General features: G+C 60.0%; 15 protein-coding genes. 5 read left to right on the top strand and 10 right to left on the bottom strand.

Translation table 11 applies throughout. The features are described 5' to 3' along the window. The first annotated feature begins 48 nt into the window (after nucleotides 1–48). On the top strand, nucleotides 49–1419 hold the full coding sequence (locus P3T43_RS34290; RefSeq protein ID WP_429285435.1) for a class-II fumarase/aspartase family protein: 1371 nt from the start codon (nucleotides 49–51) through the stop codon (nucleotides 1417–1419). A 26-nt stretch (nucleotides 1420–1445) separates the two neighbouring features. Further along, nucleotides 1446–2861, top strand: coding sequence for a cation:dicarboxylate symporter family transporter (locus P3T43_RS34285; protein ID WP_429285434.1), 1416 nt, complete (start codon nucleotides 1446–1448; stop codon nucleotides 2859–2861). 216 nt (nucleotides 2862–3077) lie between these two features. On the opposite strand, the gene P3T43_RS34280 is transcribed toward P3T43_RS34285, so the two are convergent. The 10 genes from P3T43_RS34280 to P3T43_RS34235 all read right to left on the bottom strand — a co-directional run bounded on the left by P3T43_RS34280 (nucleotide 3078) and on the right by P3T43_RS34235 (nucleotide 13242). Continuing rightward, nucleotides 3078–3641: a hypothetical protein gene (locus P3T43_RS34280; RefSeq protein ID WP_429285433.1), complete on the bottom strand. Its 564-nt coding sequence runs from the start codon at nucleotides 3639–3641 to the stop codon at nucleotides 3078–3080. 480 nt (nucleotides 3642–4121) lie between these two features. Further along, entirely contained in the window at nucleotides 4122–4607 is a 486-nt protein-coding gene (locus tag P3T43_RS34275; protein ID WP_429285432.1) for a hypothetical protein, read from the bottom strand. 327 nt (nucleotides 4608–4934) lie between these two features. Then, on the bottom strand, nucleotides 4935–5210 hold the full coding sequence (locus P3T43_RS34270) for a hypothetical protein (RefSeq protein WP_429285431.1): 276 nt from the start codon (nucleotides 5208–5210) through the stop codon (nucleotides 4935–4937). 49 nt (nucleotides 5211–5259) lie between these two features. Then, nucleotides 5260–5820: a phospholipase D family protein gene (locus P3T43_RS34265; protein WP_429285430.1), complete on the bottom strand. Its 561-nt coding sequence runs from the start codon at nucleotides 5818–5820 to the stop codon at nucleotides 5260–5262. Between the two features lie 606 nt (nucleotides 5821–6426). After that, the gene (locus P3T43_RS34260; RefSeq protein WP_429285429.1) at nucleotides 6427–8748 is read right to left on the bottom strand and encodes an SMC family ATPase; all 2322 of its coding nucleotides are present in this window, start codon (nucleotides 8746–8748) and stop codon (nucleotides 6427–6429) included. Next, nucleotides 8736–9272: a hypothetical protein gene (locus tag P3T43_RS34255; protein WP_429285428.1), complete on the bottom strand. Its 537-nt coding sequence runs from the start codon at nucleotides 9270–9272 to the stop codon at nucleotides 8736–8738. Before P3T43_RS34255 ends, P3T43_RS34260 begins: the two co-directional genes overlap by 13 nt. A 208-nt stretch (nucleotides 9273–9480) precedes the next feature. Further along, nucleotides 9481–10857 carry a metallophosphoesterase family protein gene (locus tag P3T43_RS34250; RefSeq protein WP_429285427.1) on the bottom strand — a complete coding sequence of 459 codons (1377 nt, stop codon included), beginning with the start codon at nucleotides 10855–10857 and terminating at the stop codon, nucleotides 9481–9483. An 80-nt stretch (nucleotides 10858–10937) separates the two neighbouring features. Next, nucleotides 10938–11423 (bottom strand): NADAR family protein, encoded by a 486-nt coding sequence (locus P3T43_RS34245; protein WP_429285442.1) that lies wholly within the window; start codon nucleotides 11421–11423, stop codon nucleotides 10938–10940. A 170-nt stretch (nucleotides 11424–11593) separates the two neighbouring features. Next, on the bottom strand, nucleotides 11594–12979 hold the full coding sequence (locus P3T43_RS34240; protein WP_429285426.1) for a hypothetical protein: 1386 nt from the start codon (nucleotides 12977–12979) through the stop codon (nucleotides 11594–11596). Further along, entirely contained in the window at nucleotides 12976–13242 is a 267-nt protein-coding gene (locus P3T43_RS34235) for a DUF7696 family protein (protein ID WP_429285425.1), read from the bottom strand. Before P3T43_RS34235 ends, P3T43_RS34240 begins: the two co-directional genes overlap by 4 nt. A 627-nt stretch (nucleotides 13243–13869) precedes the next feature. Here P3T43_RS34235 and P3T43_RS34230 point away from each other — a divergent pair. The 3 genes from P3T43_RS34230 to P3T43_RS34220 all read left to right on the top strand — a co-directional run bounded on the left by P3T43_RS34230 (nucleotide 13870) and on the right by P3T43_RS34220 (nucleotide 15844). Further along, nucleotides 13870–14520 (top strand): DUF1845 domain-containing protein, encoded by a 651-nt coding sequence (locus P3T43_RS34230; protein WP_429285424.1) that lies wholly within the window; start codon nucleotides 13870–13872, stop codon nucleotides 14518–14520. A gap of 88 nt (nucleotides 14521–14608) precedes the next feature. Next, the gene (locus P3T43_RS34225) at nucleotides 14609–15424 is read left to right on the top strand and encodes a hypothetical protein (RefSeq protein ID WP_429285423.1); all 816 of its coding nucleotides are present in this window, start codon (nucleotides 14609–14611) and stop codon (nucleotides 15422–15424) included. 12 nt (nucleotides 15425–15436) lie between these two features. Then, nucleotides 15437–15844, top strand: a complete 408-nt coding sequence (locus tag P3T43_RS34220) for a bactofilin family protein (RefSeq protein ID WP_429285422.1) — start codon at nucleotides 15437–15439, stop codon at nucleotides 15842–15844. Nucleotides 15845–16080: the final 236 nt, after the last annotated feature.

The raw sequence follows: 16080 nt of genomic DNA, 5'->3' as shown, positions 1-16080 counted from the left end.
TGTTCCAGCCCTTTTTAAACCAGTTTCCTGCACTTCCAAGAGGTCGTCATGACGAGTCGCACTATCCCTATGGCCAGCACTGTGGTCGATTCAATCCTGTTTCGCGACGCCTTCGGTACGGCGAAGATGCGTGCGCTGTTCTCCGACTTCGCGCTCGTGCAGCGCTATATCGACGTGGAAGTGGCGCTGGCCAAGGCTGAAGCGCGCCTCGGCGTCATTCCGTCCGACGCGGCGGAAATGATCGCCCGCGAATCGACGATCGACCGGATCGATTTCGAGCACATGCGCGAGGAGACAGACATCGTGGGCTATCCGATTCTGCCGCTCGTTCACCAACTCGTCGGCATGTGCGGCGAAGCGGGCCGTTACGTCCATTGGGGCGCGACGACACAAGACATCATGGATACGGCGGTCTCGCTGCAGGTGCGCGATGCGCTCGATCTAATCGACAGCGACATACGCGATCTGCGCACGATTCTGGTCGGTCTTGCAAAGAAACACCGCGATACGCCGATGGCGGGCCGCACACACTTGCAGCAGGCGCTGCCCATTACGTTTGGCTACAAGGTCGCCATCTGGCTCGCGATGTTCGACCGGCATCAACAACGCCTCGCAGAGTTGCGGCCGAGGGTGGCCGTCGTCGGATTCGCAGGGGCTGCGGGAACGCTGGCCTCACTCGGCGACAAGGGTTTCGAGGTTCAGAAGGCGCTCGCCGATGAACTGAAGCTCGGCGTACCCGCAACCACGTGGCACGTAGCACGCGATGGTTTCGCCGAAGCCGTCAACCTGCTGACGCTCGTGACGGGTTCGCTAGGCAAAATCGCGCTCGACATCATGATCATGGCGTCGACGGAGTTCGCCGAAGTGTACGAGCCTTTCGTCAAGGGGCGCGGTGCAAGCAGCACCATGCCGCAAAAACGCAATCCGATTTCCAGCGAACTGATGCTTGCCGCAGCGAAAGCAGTGCGGCAGCAAGCGGGTCTAATGGTCGACGCGATGATCCAGGACTTCGAGCGCGCCACGGGCCCATGGCACGCGGAATGGATCGCCATTCCCGAAAGCTTCATCCTCTCGGCTGGCGCGCTGCATCAGGCCAAGTTTGCGCTTGGGGGATTGATCGTCGACACCGAACGCATGAAGCACAACCTGGGTATCACCCGGGGGTTGATCGTCGCGGAGGCAGTCATGATGGGATTGGCGCCGTTCACCGGCCGCCAGCAGGCTCACGATATCGTCTACGACGCGTGCCGTACCGTGAACGAGAAAGGCGGCACGCTCGCCGAAGCGCTCGCGGCGCTGCCTGAAGTTACCAGGCACTTCGACCGCGCGGCTATCGATCGAATGACCGATCCAGCCAACTATCTCGGCCTCGCGCCACAAATGGTCGATCGCGCCGTCGAATTGTCCAGCGGCATTTGATTGAAAGACGTGGAGGAGCGCACATCATGAACAACCATAACGCATCAAACGCATCGCCGGACGTTCCGCCGCCCAGAAGGCTGCCGTGGTACCGCAGGCTGGGAATGCAGGTTCTGGCCGGGCTGATCCTCGGGATTGCCGTCGGTCTGATTTTCCCGAAGGTGGGTGGGCAGTTGAAGGTACTGGGCGACATCTTCCTGTCGCTTATCAAGGCCGGTGTCGCGCCGCTTGTGTTTCTCACCATCGTGCATGGCATCGCGTCGGCTGGTGACGTCAAGAGCGCGGGCCGCGTAGGATGGCGCTCGATAGTCTATTTTGAAGTGGTATCGACCATTGCCTTGATGGTCGGCCTGCTGGCTGGCAACCTGCTGCAAACCGGAAAGGGCATGACGGCCATCGCCGTCGGAGCAGCGCCGCCGGCGGTTGCAAAAATGGAATCACAAGGCTTCGTCGCGTTTGTCATGCACCTCGTGCCGGATAACTTCATCGGCGCCTTCGTGAAAGGAGAACTGCTGCAGGTGGTGGTGCTGGCTGTGATGGTCGGTATCGGGATACTCGCGATTCCTGAACGCCGCCGCGTCCAGATCAACGAGGGACTCGATCTTGTTTCCGAAGTCCTGTTCTCGTTCATCAACCTCGTGATGAAGCTGGCGCCGCTCGGCACCTTCGGCGCCGTCGCTTACGCGGTGGGCAGCAACGGCACCGCCGTGCTCATTGCACTTGCCCAACTCGTTCTCAGTTTCTACGCGGTTGTGATCCTGTTCATCGTCGTGGTCATGGGAATCATCGCGAAACTGGCAGGCTTTAGTCTGTGGCGGTTCCTGCGCTACATCAAGGACGAGATCTTCATCGTGCTCGGGACCGCTTCTTCCGAGAGTGCGCTGCCGCGTCTTCTGATCAAGCTTGAGCGGCTCGGCTGCGCGAAGCAGACGGTCGGTCTCGTGTTGCCTACCGGCTATGCGTTCAATCTCGACGGCACATCGCTTTTCATGTCGATGGGCGTGCTGTTCATTGCCCACGCGTACGGTGTGCCGATCACGCTGGAGCATCAGATCGGGCTGCTGTTGCTGATGCTCCTCACGTCCAAGGGCGCGGCGACGGTGTCGGGGGGATCGTTCGTGGTGTTCGCGGCGACGGTTGCTTCGACCGGCATTCTGCCCGTCGAAGGCGTAGCAATCATCTTCGGCGTGTACCGCTTCATGTCGATGGCGATCGCCACCTGCAACACGATCGGCAACAGCCTCGCCACGGTCGTGATCGCAAAGTGGTCGCGCACGTTCGATGCGCAAATTGCCGAGCGGCACTTTTATCCGGAGCGCTATCCGGACACCGCACGGGCCGACGAGCGCCTCGCCGACGGTAACCTGCTGCCCGAGGACACGAGCGACGCGAATCCGCACCCGAGCGGGATCCCGATGAAAAGTGCCGGCACAGCGCGATGATCTGTTCCGCTAGGCCTCCGTCGCCCCGTCGGAGGCCAGGCGTTTCAGCGCTTTATAAGTGGCTGCCGGACTGCCACTGAGGTAGGCCGCGATCGTCCGTAATGACCGAGGAACCAGCCGTTCATCCGCAGCGACCGACCGTCGCTTGATGGCCGATGCCTGTCCGATGCAAAACGGATCGCTGCACCTCCCGGCACAAAATTCTCACGGCGGACTTCATTTTTCACGTGTCAATTGGCCGACCCCTACGCCTTGATCAAATAGATACGTAGCCCTTGTCGAGCCGTTGCACGATCCGATCGTCGACGAAACAAACGTCGGAAAGCTGAGTGACAGCGCACTCGGGCGAGCGTGGTCGCGAGATTTGCTAACTTGAATGCCTCGAAGGTCGACCCAACAGCCCTCGCCAACCTCCACGACGGCAGCTAGCGAATAGTAAGGCGGGGCGTTTTGAGCGCGAGGGATGCTGCGTGCTTCAAAGACAGCGAGGAATTGATGGCTGTTATTTCCGAGACCAAACGATTCAATAGAGAACGCTGCTACAGCAATGCGTCCAAATGTCGGAGCGTCCACGAACTTGATTTCGCGTGCTCGCGGATATTCTTCGGCATATTCATCCTTGATGATCGCTGCAAGGCGAGTTACCTGCCCGGAAACTTGATTGAACGGATCGCGACCCGGTTCGCGGTGGGTGGTTTCGGATGCGAACCCCGGCCCTGCAGAGAGACAAAACACTACAAACGCAGAGGCTGCAACTGAGGTAGCGTGAGCGATGGACATGACGCTTCGATGATGGCGACGTTTGTAGATCAGAGGATGCATTCTTAGACGCGATCTCGGCTGCGAGATTTGGTCGATTGTCGGCGATTCATGCGGCGGTGTCGATTGCCCGTTTCTGGCCGCGCTAAGACGGATACACCATTCAGGCTGTCCCGGTTGGGGCTGCAGTTTCAGGCGAGAAGCCGCGACTTTCGAATAGCTGCTCTAATGCGTCGTTCCCAACGGTAACCATCGCGGCGTAACCGTGGTTGAATGCATGAAAGGCGAGTTTCCCACTCGTGTGCGGGATGCCAACGCGCATAACGAACTCGCCAGACATGTTGGCGTTTGTTTGAAGATTCGGCATTCCCGGTGGTTGCCGATCAGATGCTTGAAAGTCCATTGCTGCTCCAAAAGGTACGAAGCAGCCCCTTGCGGGATCTGCCTCGCAAGGGTTAAAAGATGAAATAGGCAGCTGGATGATTGACGCCGGATGGCGCGTCAATCGCCGATCAGGCCGTGAACAAGATTTTCAGAACGTTGCACACCGTCATCAACGAGATCGAAAATCGACGCGGAAAAATTCGACATTCGTACGCGCTTCTGGATCACCTCGCGGTCGAGGTGGCCCTCGTGTTGCACGAACAACCGGTAGCACCGTTCGAGCCGGTCGTCCTCCACGATCAGGAAGCCTCGGAGCTTTTCCGAGCAGATGCGAAACTGCAGCGCAGCGTTGAACACCGAGTGCGTGTCGTCCGATGGATCGCGATATGCAAGATGGTCTGCATCCGCACCGGCATCGACCAGCATCTGCCAGACGGTACGGTCACCAGGTGCTATGAGAACCTCAACCATTTCGATCATGTCCAGCAGGCGCCGCGACTTGATCGAATGTCGGTCGATGGGGAGCTTGGTTACTTTAAAGTCCGGGGCTGCAGATCCAGCCAAAGCCAGAGCGAGTGTTTCAACGACGGTTTCGTTTTGCATAGCATGGTCTCAAAAAAATGGGACCATGCTCCCTGTCGGAGTTGGCCCCGATGGGAGGTGAGAATGGAGCCTCGGTCAACCGCAATGCGATCGGCACGAGACAAGTCAAGAGAACTTCCCCCGTGGAAGACCGCTCCCGTAGGGACAAGAAAATGGCCCGCAGAGCGGGCCGGTCGATGCGCAAGGAGCGCGGTTGATTTTTCTAAGGATAGTCAGTTTCCTGCCTTGTCGAACTTGAAAAGCTCCAAAGAAACGCCTCGCTTTCTGTCGAACCCCAAAGTGACGCACGCCACACCGGATCGTGCACAGCCACTTCCGGCGAACACGTCAGTACAGATGCCAACGGTGGTAAGCCGGGTCACGATCATCGATCCGCTGGGAACCAAGCAAGCGGTTTGCCACCGATTGAAGTTCCGGGTCAGTGAGCGTCAGCTTAAGGTTTGTAGCCACTTCCAGTGCCAGATCGATCACGGACTCGTCATCAAAATGGAACGAATGCTTGCGCGCTGCACTTCTTGCCATGCCGACGACTGCTCCGACCACATCGAGGCGAGCGCCTGGTAGATTTAGCGCCCGCTCCTTCTGCCTGCGCTTGCGTTTCATGTGTACACCTCCGGGACGCGGCGCGTGATACAACCATGCACAGTTAAGGTCATGGTGCTTTGTATGGCTCGCCAAGAGCACTAACCGCTTTCCAGTTCCGCAAATACTGGTCCGCGATGTTGGCGTTGCCAGAAATGATCACAGCATTTTCAGAGTTGTACCGCGCTTGTGACGAGTAGTTATAGCTCCCCGTCTCGACCATTCTCCCGTCGATTTCCATAAATTTCGAATGCTGGATCGGGAACGCGCTAACGACGCGCACTGGAATGCCGGCGTATGTGAGGGCGCCCAATGCGGCACGTGCACGCCCACTGCGATCCTCCTCGATGTTATTGCGATAGTCTACGGTGACAGCAACATCAACCCCGCGACGCCGTGCGCTAATCAGCGCGCGCACGACTGCCTCTGCCGTGAACGAATACGCCATGAGGCGGATCGACTGCTGGGCGCCGTTGATCGCGCCGAGCACAAGATTTTCGGCTCCGCCATCAGGCGAAAATGCAACTTCGACTGAGGCCGTTTCTGCCGCAACAGCAGTCTGTACAACCATCAGGCAACCGGCGGCAACGAGAGGTGCAACGATGGTCGCGGAGAGGATATGACGTTTCAAGATAAGCCTCCAGGATGTATACGGTAAAAGCCCCGCTTCTTTCGAAGACGGGGCAAGTTCAAGTGCAATAGCAGCTAGTGCATCAGCTGCAGGTTTTAGGGTGCGAATCGGTAAACACAAGTACGCGTCCGTCTTTGCAGATCGTGAAATCGCCAGCGTCGCGTTTCGGCGGCTGCGTGACGACCGCCGGTCTGGTACTTTGGGCGTGCGCCTGCGGCGCGTGGGAACATGCACACAGCGATGAGCTACCCGCTGCTGCGATCAGCAACATTAGAAAATTTGACATGTGGATTCAGGGAAAGCGCACCCCGAAGGGTGCGGATACGGGGTGCGTGTCTATGCGGTACGCGTTTTCAAGGGTTCGCCTGCTGAAACAATGACCCACTGCCCTTCAACCCGTACGTCACGCATGAGCGTGCCGTTCAGGGTGTCGGTGTGGGGTTGTCCCAACGCGCGGGTTGACGCGTCAAACGGCAACCGTGACGGCTGCTGTCGGAACGGCTTTACAGGTTTGCTTCATTTGCATGACGTTTCTCGTTGTAGAAATGGTCGAGAAGCGGCCCTGTGGGGACGTTCCCCACAGGGTTAGAAGAGAACTTGCAGCGATCAAACCGCAAGCGCTGCAACATCGATAATTGCGTCGGCCTCATCGATCAGGTCAGGAGTTTGCGAGATAAAAAACTCCCGCTCGTACCCACCCTGCCGCAAGACCTCACGCTTCATCCGCATAAACTGGAGCTTTCGCTCCGGATCGAGCGGCCCGTCCGACTCGTCGCTAAACAAGGTCCGGTAAGGCTGCCCAGCATTGCTTGCGAGATACAGGGCAATGCCGCGCGTCAGGCACTCGTTGATCCAGACCTTCTGGCCACCTGACATCACCCCTACTGCCTTGGTGCTGTCGCGGTCGGCGTCATGCACGAGGATTTCAAACCCCTCGCGCACTTCGCCACTGGCCAGCTCGCGCTGCGTACGGATTTCCACCGTGAAGCGGGGCCCGTAGCAGGCAAGCAGCAGGTCATTCACCGTTTGCGTGAGCGCGGGCCCGGCGTCATCTATAGTCAGGGCAACGACTCCCTCGTTGCCCAGGCCTTTTGCGAGCAGCTTCCAGCTTGCGATTTCGTCGGAAATACGGTTGGCACGCGATTGCGTTGCTCCCTCGCCCGCCAGCTCCTTTGCAATAGCGTCACGCTCGGCTTCCCGCATTGCCTGTGAACGGATCAATGCTTCGATCCGTCCATCCAGCACTGCGATCGCTTCGCGGCATTTCGAGAGTTGAAGCCCGACGGCCGTGATTGCGGCAGTGACATCAACCGCGGCGAGTCGTGAGACTTCAGACTCGACTTCACGCTGTTGCGCCGTGATAAGCACCGTCTGTTCCTCGCAACGCGTCCGGCTGGCCGTCTCCTCGTCGGAGATCACCTGCTGATCACGTTGCGCGGCTTCCAGTGCCGCGGTTGCCGCATCGAGCAGGGGCTTTTGCGAAGCCAGCTCCGTCGCCCGCTCAAAATCACGGCGGGAAGCGGTCAGTGCCGCTGTCAATGCCTGAAGCTCTGCACGTCGGGTTGCAAGTTCGGCAACCTTTGGCGCCAGCTTTTCCGCCTCCTGATGCTTTGCCCTGAAGGACGCGCGCAACGATTCGAGAGAGATTCGCAACTCCGCAACCTGTCCGGACGCTTCTCGCGCCTGGGACAGCAAGGGGCATGTGTTGTGCATCTCATGCCCCGCGCACGGCACCGTATTGATGACACTGCCCTGTGTCTGCAGTGTCGTGAGGAGCGTAGCCTTCGTTGCCCCCTGTGATTCGAGTCCTTGCAGACTGGAATTCAACGAGGTCAACGCAAGCTGCTTCTCTCCGAGCGCGGCGATCGTCGCCTGAAGCGGCGCGACAAGTGCCTCGTCGCGAGCGATCCGCAACTGGGCTTCGTCTCGTTGCGTTGCGGCACCGAGAATTGCGTCGCGGCGTGCAAGGGTTGCATTGGCGGCCGTGATCGATTGCTGGATCGTCGAACGCCTCTGTGCACAGCGCTGAGCAGTCCCTGCTGCATCCTGCGTCACGGTCTTCAGCGTTGCCGCCAACTCTGCGCGACGGGCTGCAAGCTGCTGCAACCGCGCCTCGACACCTGCGTTCTCGGTCTGCTTCGCAACCAGCGTGGCCCGCTGCTGGGTCAGGCTTGCGGCCATCCCCTGCAACGCGTCGCGTTCCTTGCGGGCAACAACGAGAGAATCGCTGTCCGCCGCAATCGAACGCTCGGTGTGAGCAAGACGTTCGCGTTTCGCGGACAGGCCGGCAAGCTCCTGTTGCACAACGCTCAACGACCGACCCAACACTTTTGCGACGTCGGCCGCTTTCGAGGACAAGGCACGCAGGTGATCGATCTTCAGCAACTCGGCCAGCAGTCCCTTGATCTCGCTCGCTCCGTAAGACGCAAGCGGGCGTCGGTTCTGCGCCGAAAACACGCTCGTAAAGAACGACTCGAGCGAGCCGCAGATCGAGTCAACGCAGCGGTCGTAGGTTTCCGCCTTGCCATCGGCAACCGTGCCATCCGGTAGCTCGACCGGATTCCACGTTCCAGCGGCGTCACGCATTGAGAGAAAGTAATCCGCCTTGCCCGTCTTGCCTGGCTTGCGGAATGCGAACGACGACCGGTAGACCCGCCCGTCGTGCTCCCAGTCAAACTCCTTCAGCGACTGGACGCCACAGAGGTGGTCCCAGTACGAAAAAGCGTCGACCGACAGTTTGGCCGCGCGCGAGGGCATGATCCGATATGGATGGAGGTTGTCCATCAGCGTCGTCTTGCCCGCGCCGTTTGGCCCGGTGAGGGCCACCAGACCGTTGGGCAGCGATTCCAGATCAAGCGTGATCCGATCGCGCTTCATCCCGTCACGCACACCGGCGAAACCTTCGAGAGTCAGTTTCAGAGGGCGCATGTCAGCACCTCCGATCCCGGAGCATCATGAAGGTAGTCGGACGGCAACCAGGGCACGTCATCATCGTCCGGAAACGATGCGGCGACGATCCGATCGGACCTTGGCGGCTCGACAGGTTTGGCCAGCGTGCCGTCGATCGCTGCATTGACGGTATCGCCCACTGCAGAGAAGTCAGCAGCCGCCTTCGAGAGCAAGGCATCCCAACCATTACATCCGGTCAGGGCACGCAGCTCACGCGCGGACCACTGGCTAGCCAGCCCGCGTTCAAACGACCAGAGCAGATTCTGCAGTTCGATGGTGGGCACCACGACGAGGTCTGCGGGGTGATCATCAACGAGGGCTGCAAGTACGAGAAAGTTACCTTTCTGCGCAGTCACAGCACCGCGGTTGTTACCAAAGGGCTGATGAAAAATGCCAGCAGTAAAGCCGCCGTGATTAACCAGGGATTGCTGGATTTCGCGGGCGCAGACGTTGGCGGTGAGATGCCGTGTCCACTGCGTGCCAGCAGGATAAAGACCAAACATATGCACACTCCAGAGAGAAAAGGACGGAGTGCTCCCTGTAGGGATCGCTCCCCGTCAGGGTTTAAAGAAATGGATGCAGCAAGACTGCAATCGATGCGTCGTGGACGCGGGTGAACCTCGTTTCGATAGCCAGGCTGGCTATCGGAACACGGCTGCTGTGTTCAGGAGAAGAGAGCGCCTGACTGGCCGCTCCTCGTACAAAATTGCTTCAGGCCGCAAACAGATCATCGGTCAGCCACGACAATGAATCCGCTTTCTCCGGTGCCACAGGCTCGGGCGAAAGCGCCGGCGCAGGCAACGAAGGCGGAGCCGGAATTACCTCAACTTCATCGACTGCAAGTGTCGTGACAGGATCCGGCGATGACGCGATCCGGGCAAGAATCCCAGCCGCGATCGCTTCGGCGTCACCGGTGTCGAGCAGCTGCAGGCGATCGAGGATAGAAGCAGGCTCTACGTCCGTGAGTCCGCACCACCTGGCAACTTTGCCGGCGACGGTCGTCTCAAGACTGATGCCCTGCGCACGGCTACGAATGACTGGCAGAATGCGACCCTCCAGCTTCAGTCCGGCAGCTCCGGCAAACAGCGCCTCGATTGCCTCACGATCAACCGTCTGTCGATGCTCTTCGTCAATCTGCCAGCGCACCCGAACGAACGTATCGCCCGACTCCGCTGCAATCGACTCAAGCTGTGCCATGTCGGGCGGCCCGGCGAAGGTAACGTCAACCGTCTTGCGCGACGGCGTCGGAATCAGCACTGAATCTGCGTCTTCCGACAACACGTCCCAGAGACGGTAGCCCTTGTCACCCTCTTCGCCGTAGTGAAACCGTCCGATCGAACCCGGATAGGCGATGAGCCTGCCGGCGCGCTCCCACTGTTGTGCCTTGTGGATGTGGCCGAGCAGAAAGGCACTGCATTGCGCATCGAACAGCGCGCCCAGCGAAAACTCGTGATCGAGGCCCGCCATGACAACGCCATGCTCTGTTTCGCAGCCGTTGACCGTGCCGTGAGACAGGCCTGCGGTTGCTACGCCAGCCTCCCGTAACACCGTGTTCACCTGGCCTGCAGCTGTGAGATATGCGGCCAGCACATCCCCCAGTTGCGTCCCCGCCGCGAGCGCGCCAACGTGCGCGGCGAGCTGCCCCCGGTTGACCGTAGGCAGACAGGTGAAAACGATGTCCGGTCGAGCCTCGAGCAGATCATTCACCTCGTCAGGAGAAAATACCGGTCCACTGGAGGCGACGAAACGCCCCGCAACGAGTGCGACCTGCTGCACCTTGTCAGCGATGAACACCGGGTGAGTGCTGCCCATCAGACCGAAGTTATCGAGCGTGCCGGGCGGCTCGTGCGAGAACGTGCCCTGAAGCATGACAACCGGCATCGCTTCAGCCAACCGGTGAATCTGGGTGGCCAGCGCGTTCAGTGCCGGCGAGTGCGCTTCGAGCCGATGATCGGTGGAGTCGCCAGTTACCACACCGATCTGTGCGCCACCGTCGATTGCATGGCCGACCGCAAAACTGAAGCAGCGATCAGACTCGGCCAGATTGCCCGGGGAATAATGCAGGTCAGAAAATTGAGCCACCTTCAAGATGAGTCTCCATAAAAGCAAAGAGGCCGCCAATGGCAGCCTCAAAGGTTGAACGCCAGAATTCGGCGTAAGAAAGGAATTCAGCGCGACGCCAGCACATCCCGCACGCGCATCAACGTGATACCGAGCAGGTTCTGACCGCGCCAGTACCGTTTGTCTGCGATTCGGGAATCACGCTCCCCGAGCCCGATGCCCCAGATAAGGTCATACGGGCTGGCTTCGACGAGCTCCGTTGGCGCGGTGGCCAGCAACATCGTTCGAAGGTCCGGGTTCTGCGCAAACTTCTCACGGCACCCAACGAAGACGACCGACTCGCGTCGCCTTACCCACTCTTCCAGATTGAAGCCGGCCACTTTTCGGCCGAGGATCTTCTGGGCCATAGGGTCTGCGGTTGCGAGAATCTTCTGCGCCGATTGCTCGTCGTTGAAGAGTTTCGCCTTCGAAAACATCATGAACTGTTCCACGCAGCTAAATGCAACTCCGTGGTACTCGAACTGGCATCGGTGCCAGTTACTGAAAACATCGTCTGCGCCAAAAAACGCAGTGAGACTTCCGATCCTTCGCATCGGGACACTCCAGTTCGGATTTGCAGAATATGGCCGCCGAAGCGGGCTCGTTCGATGCGCAAGATGCGCGGTCGAAAGCACTTGAGCAAGGCTCCTTGCTGAAATGTTCTCGATCAGGGATAGGGAAGGAATACCAGCCCCGAAGGGCTGGCAAAGAGGTTGAAAAAAGGCTATGCCTGGTCGAACAGCACCGACTGGCCAGCCGACGCAATCTCGCGATCAAGCGGAGCGCGGTCCGTCAGGGCACCCGCGAGTCGCTCGTTCATCCGGTCAACATCTGCTGGGCGTTCGGCCCAACCACGACCGAAGGTGACATGCGCATAGACACGAAAGTCCTGTTTGCGGGTCTCGGCGTTCAATCCGAGACGTTGCAACAGATCCGACATGCGATGCCTCTTGTCTTCAAGGGGTTCATCGACAGCGTTCCCAGTGACTTCTGGCTGTGCACCGCGGTCAGTCATACCCGTCTCGAGCGTCGAACCGGAAGGAGGCTCAGATGGTCCTCCATCCACTTCTGTTGGGTCGGCCGAACCAAGACCCGTGACCCCCACTTCGACACCACCGGGAACGTCGCCATGTAGCGGGTGGACGTTACCGCCGGCTTCGATCATGGCAACCGCCTGGTTGGCGGCCTCGAGTGCCGGTACCGGATCTTCAGCTCCATCGAGCAGCGCCCCGATGTCGATATCCGCATCGAGCACCGTCAGCATCTGTTTCTGCCGGACGGGTTCGCCACTCTCGTTGATCCGCGTGATATCAAACTCGCGCTTGGAGATCCAGAAGCGTGTACCGGTCAGCTTTCCGCGTGCAAGGAGCACGGTTTGCATCGCAGCGTACGCTTTCTGAAGCACGTAGATCGAGTTGGTCGGCAATTCGATCAGCCCCAGCCCCTTGATATCAGGGACGGCGAAGATGAATCCCGCAGACAGGTTGCACTGGCGTGACTGGTATTGCGGACACTGCTCGGGGTCGCAGATGCCGTCAGGGATCGAATCGTCCTGCCGGAATATGACGACACGGCCGCCGAAGTACCGCTTGCCACGTTGCGCGCGAGGGTCACGCTCGACCTTCGCATACGTCTTGCAATAACGGGTGCCGTCGTTGCCGTACTCCGAGAAAAACTTCCTCCCGGTAGTACCCCATGCAGCCATCTGGTTTGGCAGGTTCTGCATCCAGTCGTTGAAGGCGAACAACGCCGGGAAGCGGTACAGCTTGACCCCGTCGCCACGATCCTCGCCATACAGCCGGAGGATCTCGTCGGCCACTTCCGGATTCGCAAAGTCGGAGCGCCGGCAGGTGAAGTACGGCACGTTTTTGGGCACAAGCGCATCCCTGATACGGCATTGGGACTCCAGCGTCTTCGCGATCGTCTCGAACGAATCCCCCGCTTCGACCATGTCGCGGTAGATTTTTGCCGCCCGTTCATTGTCGCGCGCGATCGACTGCCTGAGCACCTTGATACCCGGCCGGATGCGGCCAATGGTCGGCGGACGCATGGCCCGCTCCTCCACCAGACTGCGTGCCGGTGAGCCGGTCATACTGACTACAGCGTTCATGATGGTTTCCTCGCAAGAAAGAAGATAGCTGTCGTGCGCAACTCACCGGCCGAATGCTCCAGGGAGTTGGCCACCGCGTTGCCACGGACCTCAGCTATATGGGACAGAAAAACGCGACGTTCCGGATCGGAAAGCATCGCAACATGGGCTGCCTCGCACCGTGAACGCCAGGCTGGCGAAACGGTGTCGGCGGATGCACGCTCCTCGTCGATCTTGTGACTGATCGTCTCGGCAATGCGCGCGTTAAGGCGGTCGGGAAGCATGAAAAACCTCCGGCACAGGAAAAACCACAGGACGAAAAAAAAGCGCGCTCCCGGTCAGGGGAACGCGCTTCGGATTCGGTGGAAATGACCCGGGCGCCACATCCCTTTCGGGGATGTGGCGCTCAGGGAGCCGTGAGGCTCATATCGAGGACGTTAGGTCGTCCTCGCGCGGCATGGTCACGCCGCGCAACAGCCCATTTTCGGAAAAAACATTCCGCCGCAGGATCACGGATCAGCGCACTGCAATCGCTCTACCCGAATGGGCTCTGGAGAGAGAACACCCGAATCTCCGGGTTCGAACGAGGTCACGGCGCAACTGAATGCGGCCGACGACGAGTTTTATCGCTGAAAGATGGGGAGCGCGGGCGAAGCGCTCATCAGAAGAGATTCCACACCAGTTGCCAGCTGGTCGGAGCATGCACGAAGGCACGGCTTGTACAGAAGATGGACTTCGGGCTACGAAGTCAGCGGTCGATGCGTCAGTGACGCCAGGAATGAGTCCAGTATTGCCGAAAACCGGACCGCGCAACATCGGAAAGATCACCAAATGAGCGTAGCTTTTGCCCGCTACGCAGTTTGCGGAACAAGCAGAATTCGTGGTGAGAGAGACCAACACCCGAAATCAAAATGGCCGCTGTTCTTGATAATCCGCGCAAACCGGAGCCGTCGCCGCTTTCTGGGCACGCTCCATCGACACTGGCGCATGTCGACAACCCGCAGGTCGCCCCTGCTGCCGCTGTAATGCAGCCGCTGCCCAACGAAACGGGCGGAACCGGGCTCAAGCCGATTGAGCGGCTCACGAGCGATTCGCGCATCGCACGGATCATCCCGCAATCGGACTCGCGTACGGTCCTGAAGTACTCGTCGCGCTTTATCCGCGATTTCCTGCGCTCGGACTACAACTTCTGCGCAGCGAAGGTCACGGTCGCCCGCAATGGCAAGCTGCTGGCACTGGACGCTGCGTTCCGCGCGACGGATGAGTGGCTGACCAGGGCCATTGCCTGGATCGAGAAGCGCAATGCTCGCACCTTCCCAAGACCCCACGAAGAAATCGAGCTGCTCATCACCCACCCGCTGGCTGGCCGGCTCGTGCGGTGCCTGACCCAATACGATCGCCTGTCGGGTCGTGCGATGGAAGCGGTATTCGCGCAGAAGCTTCAACCAGAAGAGCGCGAGACGCTGCTGGCAAACGCGGAGAAGCGAATCCGGCACATTGCGCACGTCTGCGTGCCGGATAACGACCAGTACGACTTCGACGGCAGCCGCCGCGAAGAGTAACGGGTTTCACTCGCACAACACACGAGAGCCTGGCGCACTTGACAGCGCAGCCAGCTCGCTAAGCTCGTCCCAGGACAACGGAGGATGTGTGAATATCAGGGAAATCGAAAATCTGCATGCGCAATACGCACCGCAGCCTGTCGTCATCGATCTGACTGGACAGGTCGCGGCTATTCCTGCACTGGCAGCGCCAGTGTCTGGTGACGGGCCCCGGAAATCAATCAGATGGCCGAGGCTGCGGTTCAGCAAGCGCGTCGCGATCGTGGCCGCGGCCGCCGCCCTTGCTCTGGGCGGTGGCATGGGTGCCGCGCGGCTTTGGCTGGCTCTGGGACGGACGGGTGCAGCGCACGTTGTACCGGTGGCGCAGACGCACGCGCCGTCGTCGCCGGCCCCCGTCAACGCAGCACCTGCCCGCCCGCCAAGCGCTTCCGACCTTGCCGTTACAGGCCAGCCACAGATTGGCATGGCGAGCGTGGATCCGCGTGAGCTGCTGCGGCAGACGGCAAACCCTGCCGAGTCGACGCACGTGGCCGATGCTCCGGCAATTCAGGCGGCCGCAACTGATGAAGCAAGGGCGATAGCGTCGCCTATCCACGCCGCGCACCAAGTGCCGGTGCAGGCCGCGCCGACCATGACGCCGTCACCGGCTCCGCAGTCCGATGCGCCGGTCCAGAAGCCGCAACCCGTTACGGAACCCGTAGCCGTCGAACACCCGCAGGCGCAAGTACCATCGCCAGCGCCAGCTCCGGTGCCGGCGCCGGTGCCGGTGCCGGTGCCGGCAGCAACGCACCATCTTCACCGGGTAGTAGCGCGCGCAAGCGCCGCGAAGACAGACACGTCGCAGCAGACAGATCAGGACAAACCCGCCGCTCCCGCCCGATCGGGTGACGTGCAACTTTTCTAAAGGAACAGCGCCATGAAACCACAGTCACTCAACGTTACGCTCCTGGCGGCGGGATGTACGATCCACGGCGACATCATTCTCGACCATGGAATCAGCACCTTCGGAATTGTCAGCGGCGCGCTGATTGCGAACGCCGGCCTGCTCCATGTTGGCGTGGGCGGCATGGTAAAAGGCCCGCTCGAGGGCGAGCACGTGCGCATCGACGGTACGGTAGAAGGTGACGTTCGGGCTCGCGGCATACTTGAGATCAACGGTCGCGTGAAGGGCGACATTTACTACTGCGGCACCATCCGTCTCGGGCCTCGTGCCTCGCTTGAGGGACAGATAACACGCGTCGCGCGTGAACTGACCATCGAGAACCAGCCATCGAATGTCCAGCCGTTGCCGCGTCAACCCGTGTCAGCCGCGAACGCAAGCTAGCCCACAGACGCCGCCGGACCCAGACCGGCGCGGCACAATACAGCTGTCAGGTGCTGGCACGGCCGTCAGAATAGCCAGAATCCTTCGCCGACCGCAATGCGGTCGGTTTTTTTGTCTTGAGGCCCAGGCGACCGGCGCAGTTCGTTTAGGTTTGTTTGACGCCTGCCCTCGACCACGAACCCGTGAGCTAACGACAACGCGTGCGGGCAGGCGTTGAATAAACCTCGAGGAAGGAA

The sequence above is a fragment of the Paraburkholderia sp. GAS41 genome (genome assembly GCF_050436545.1).
Classification (GTDB): domain Bacteria; phylum Pseudomonadota; class Gammaproteobacteria; order Burkholderiales; family Burkholderiaceae; genus Paraburkholderia.
Note: the sequence above shows the minus strand (reverse complement) of the source record. Positions and strands in the feature narration are given on the sequence as shown.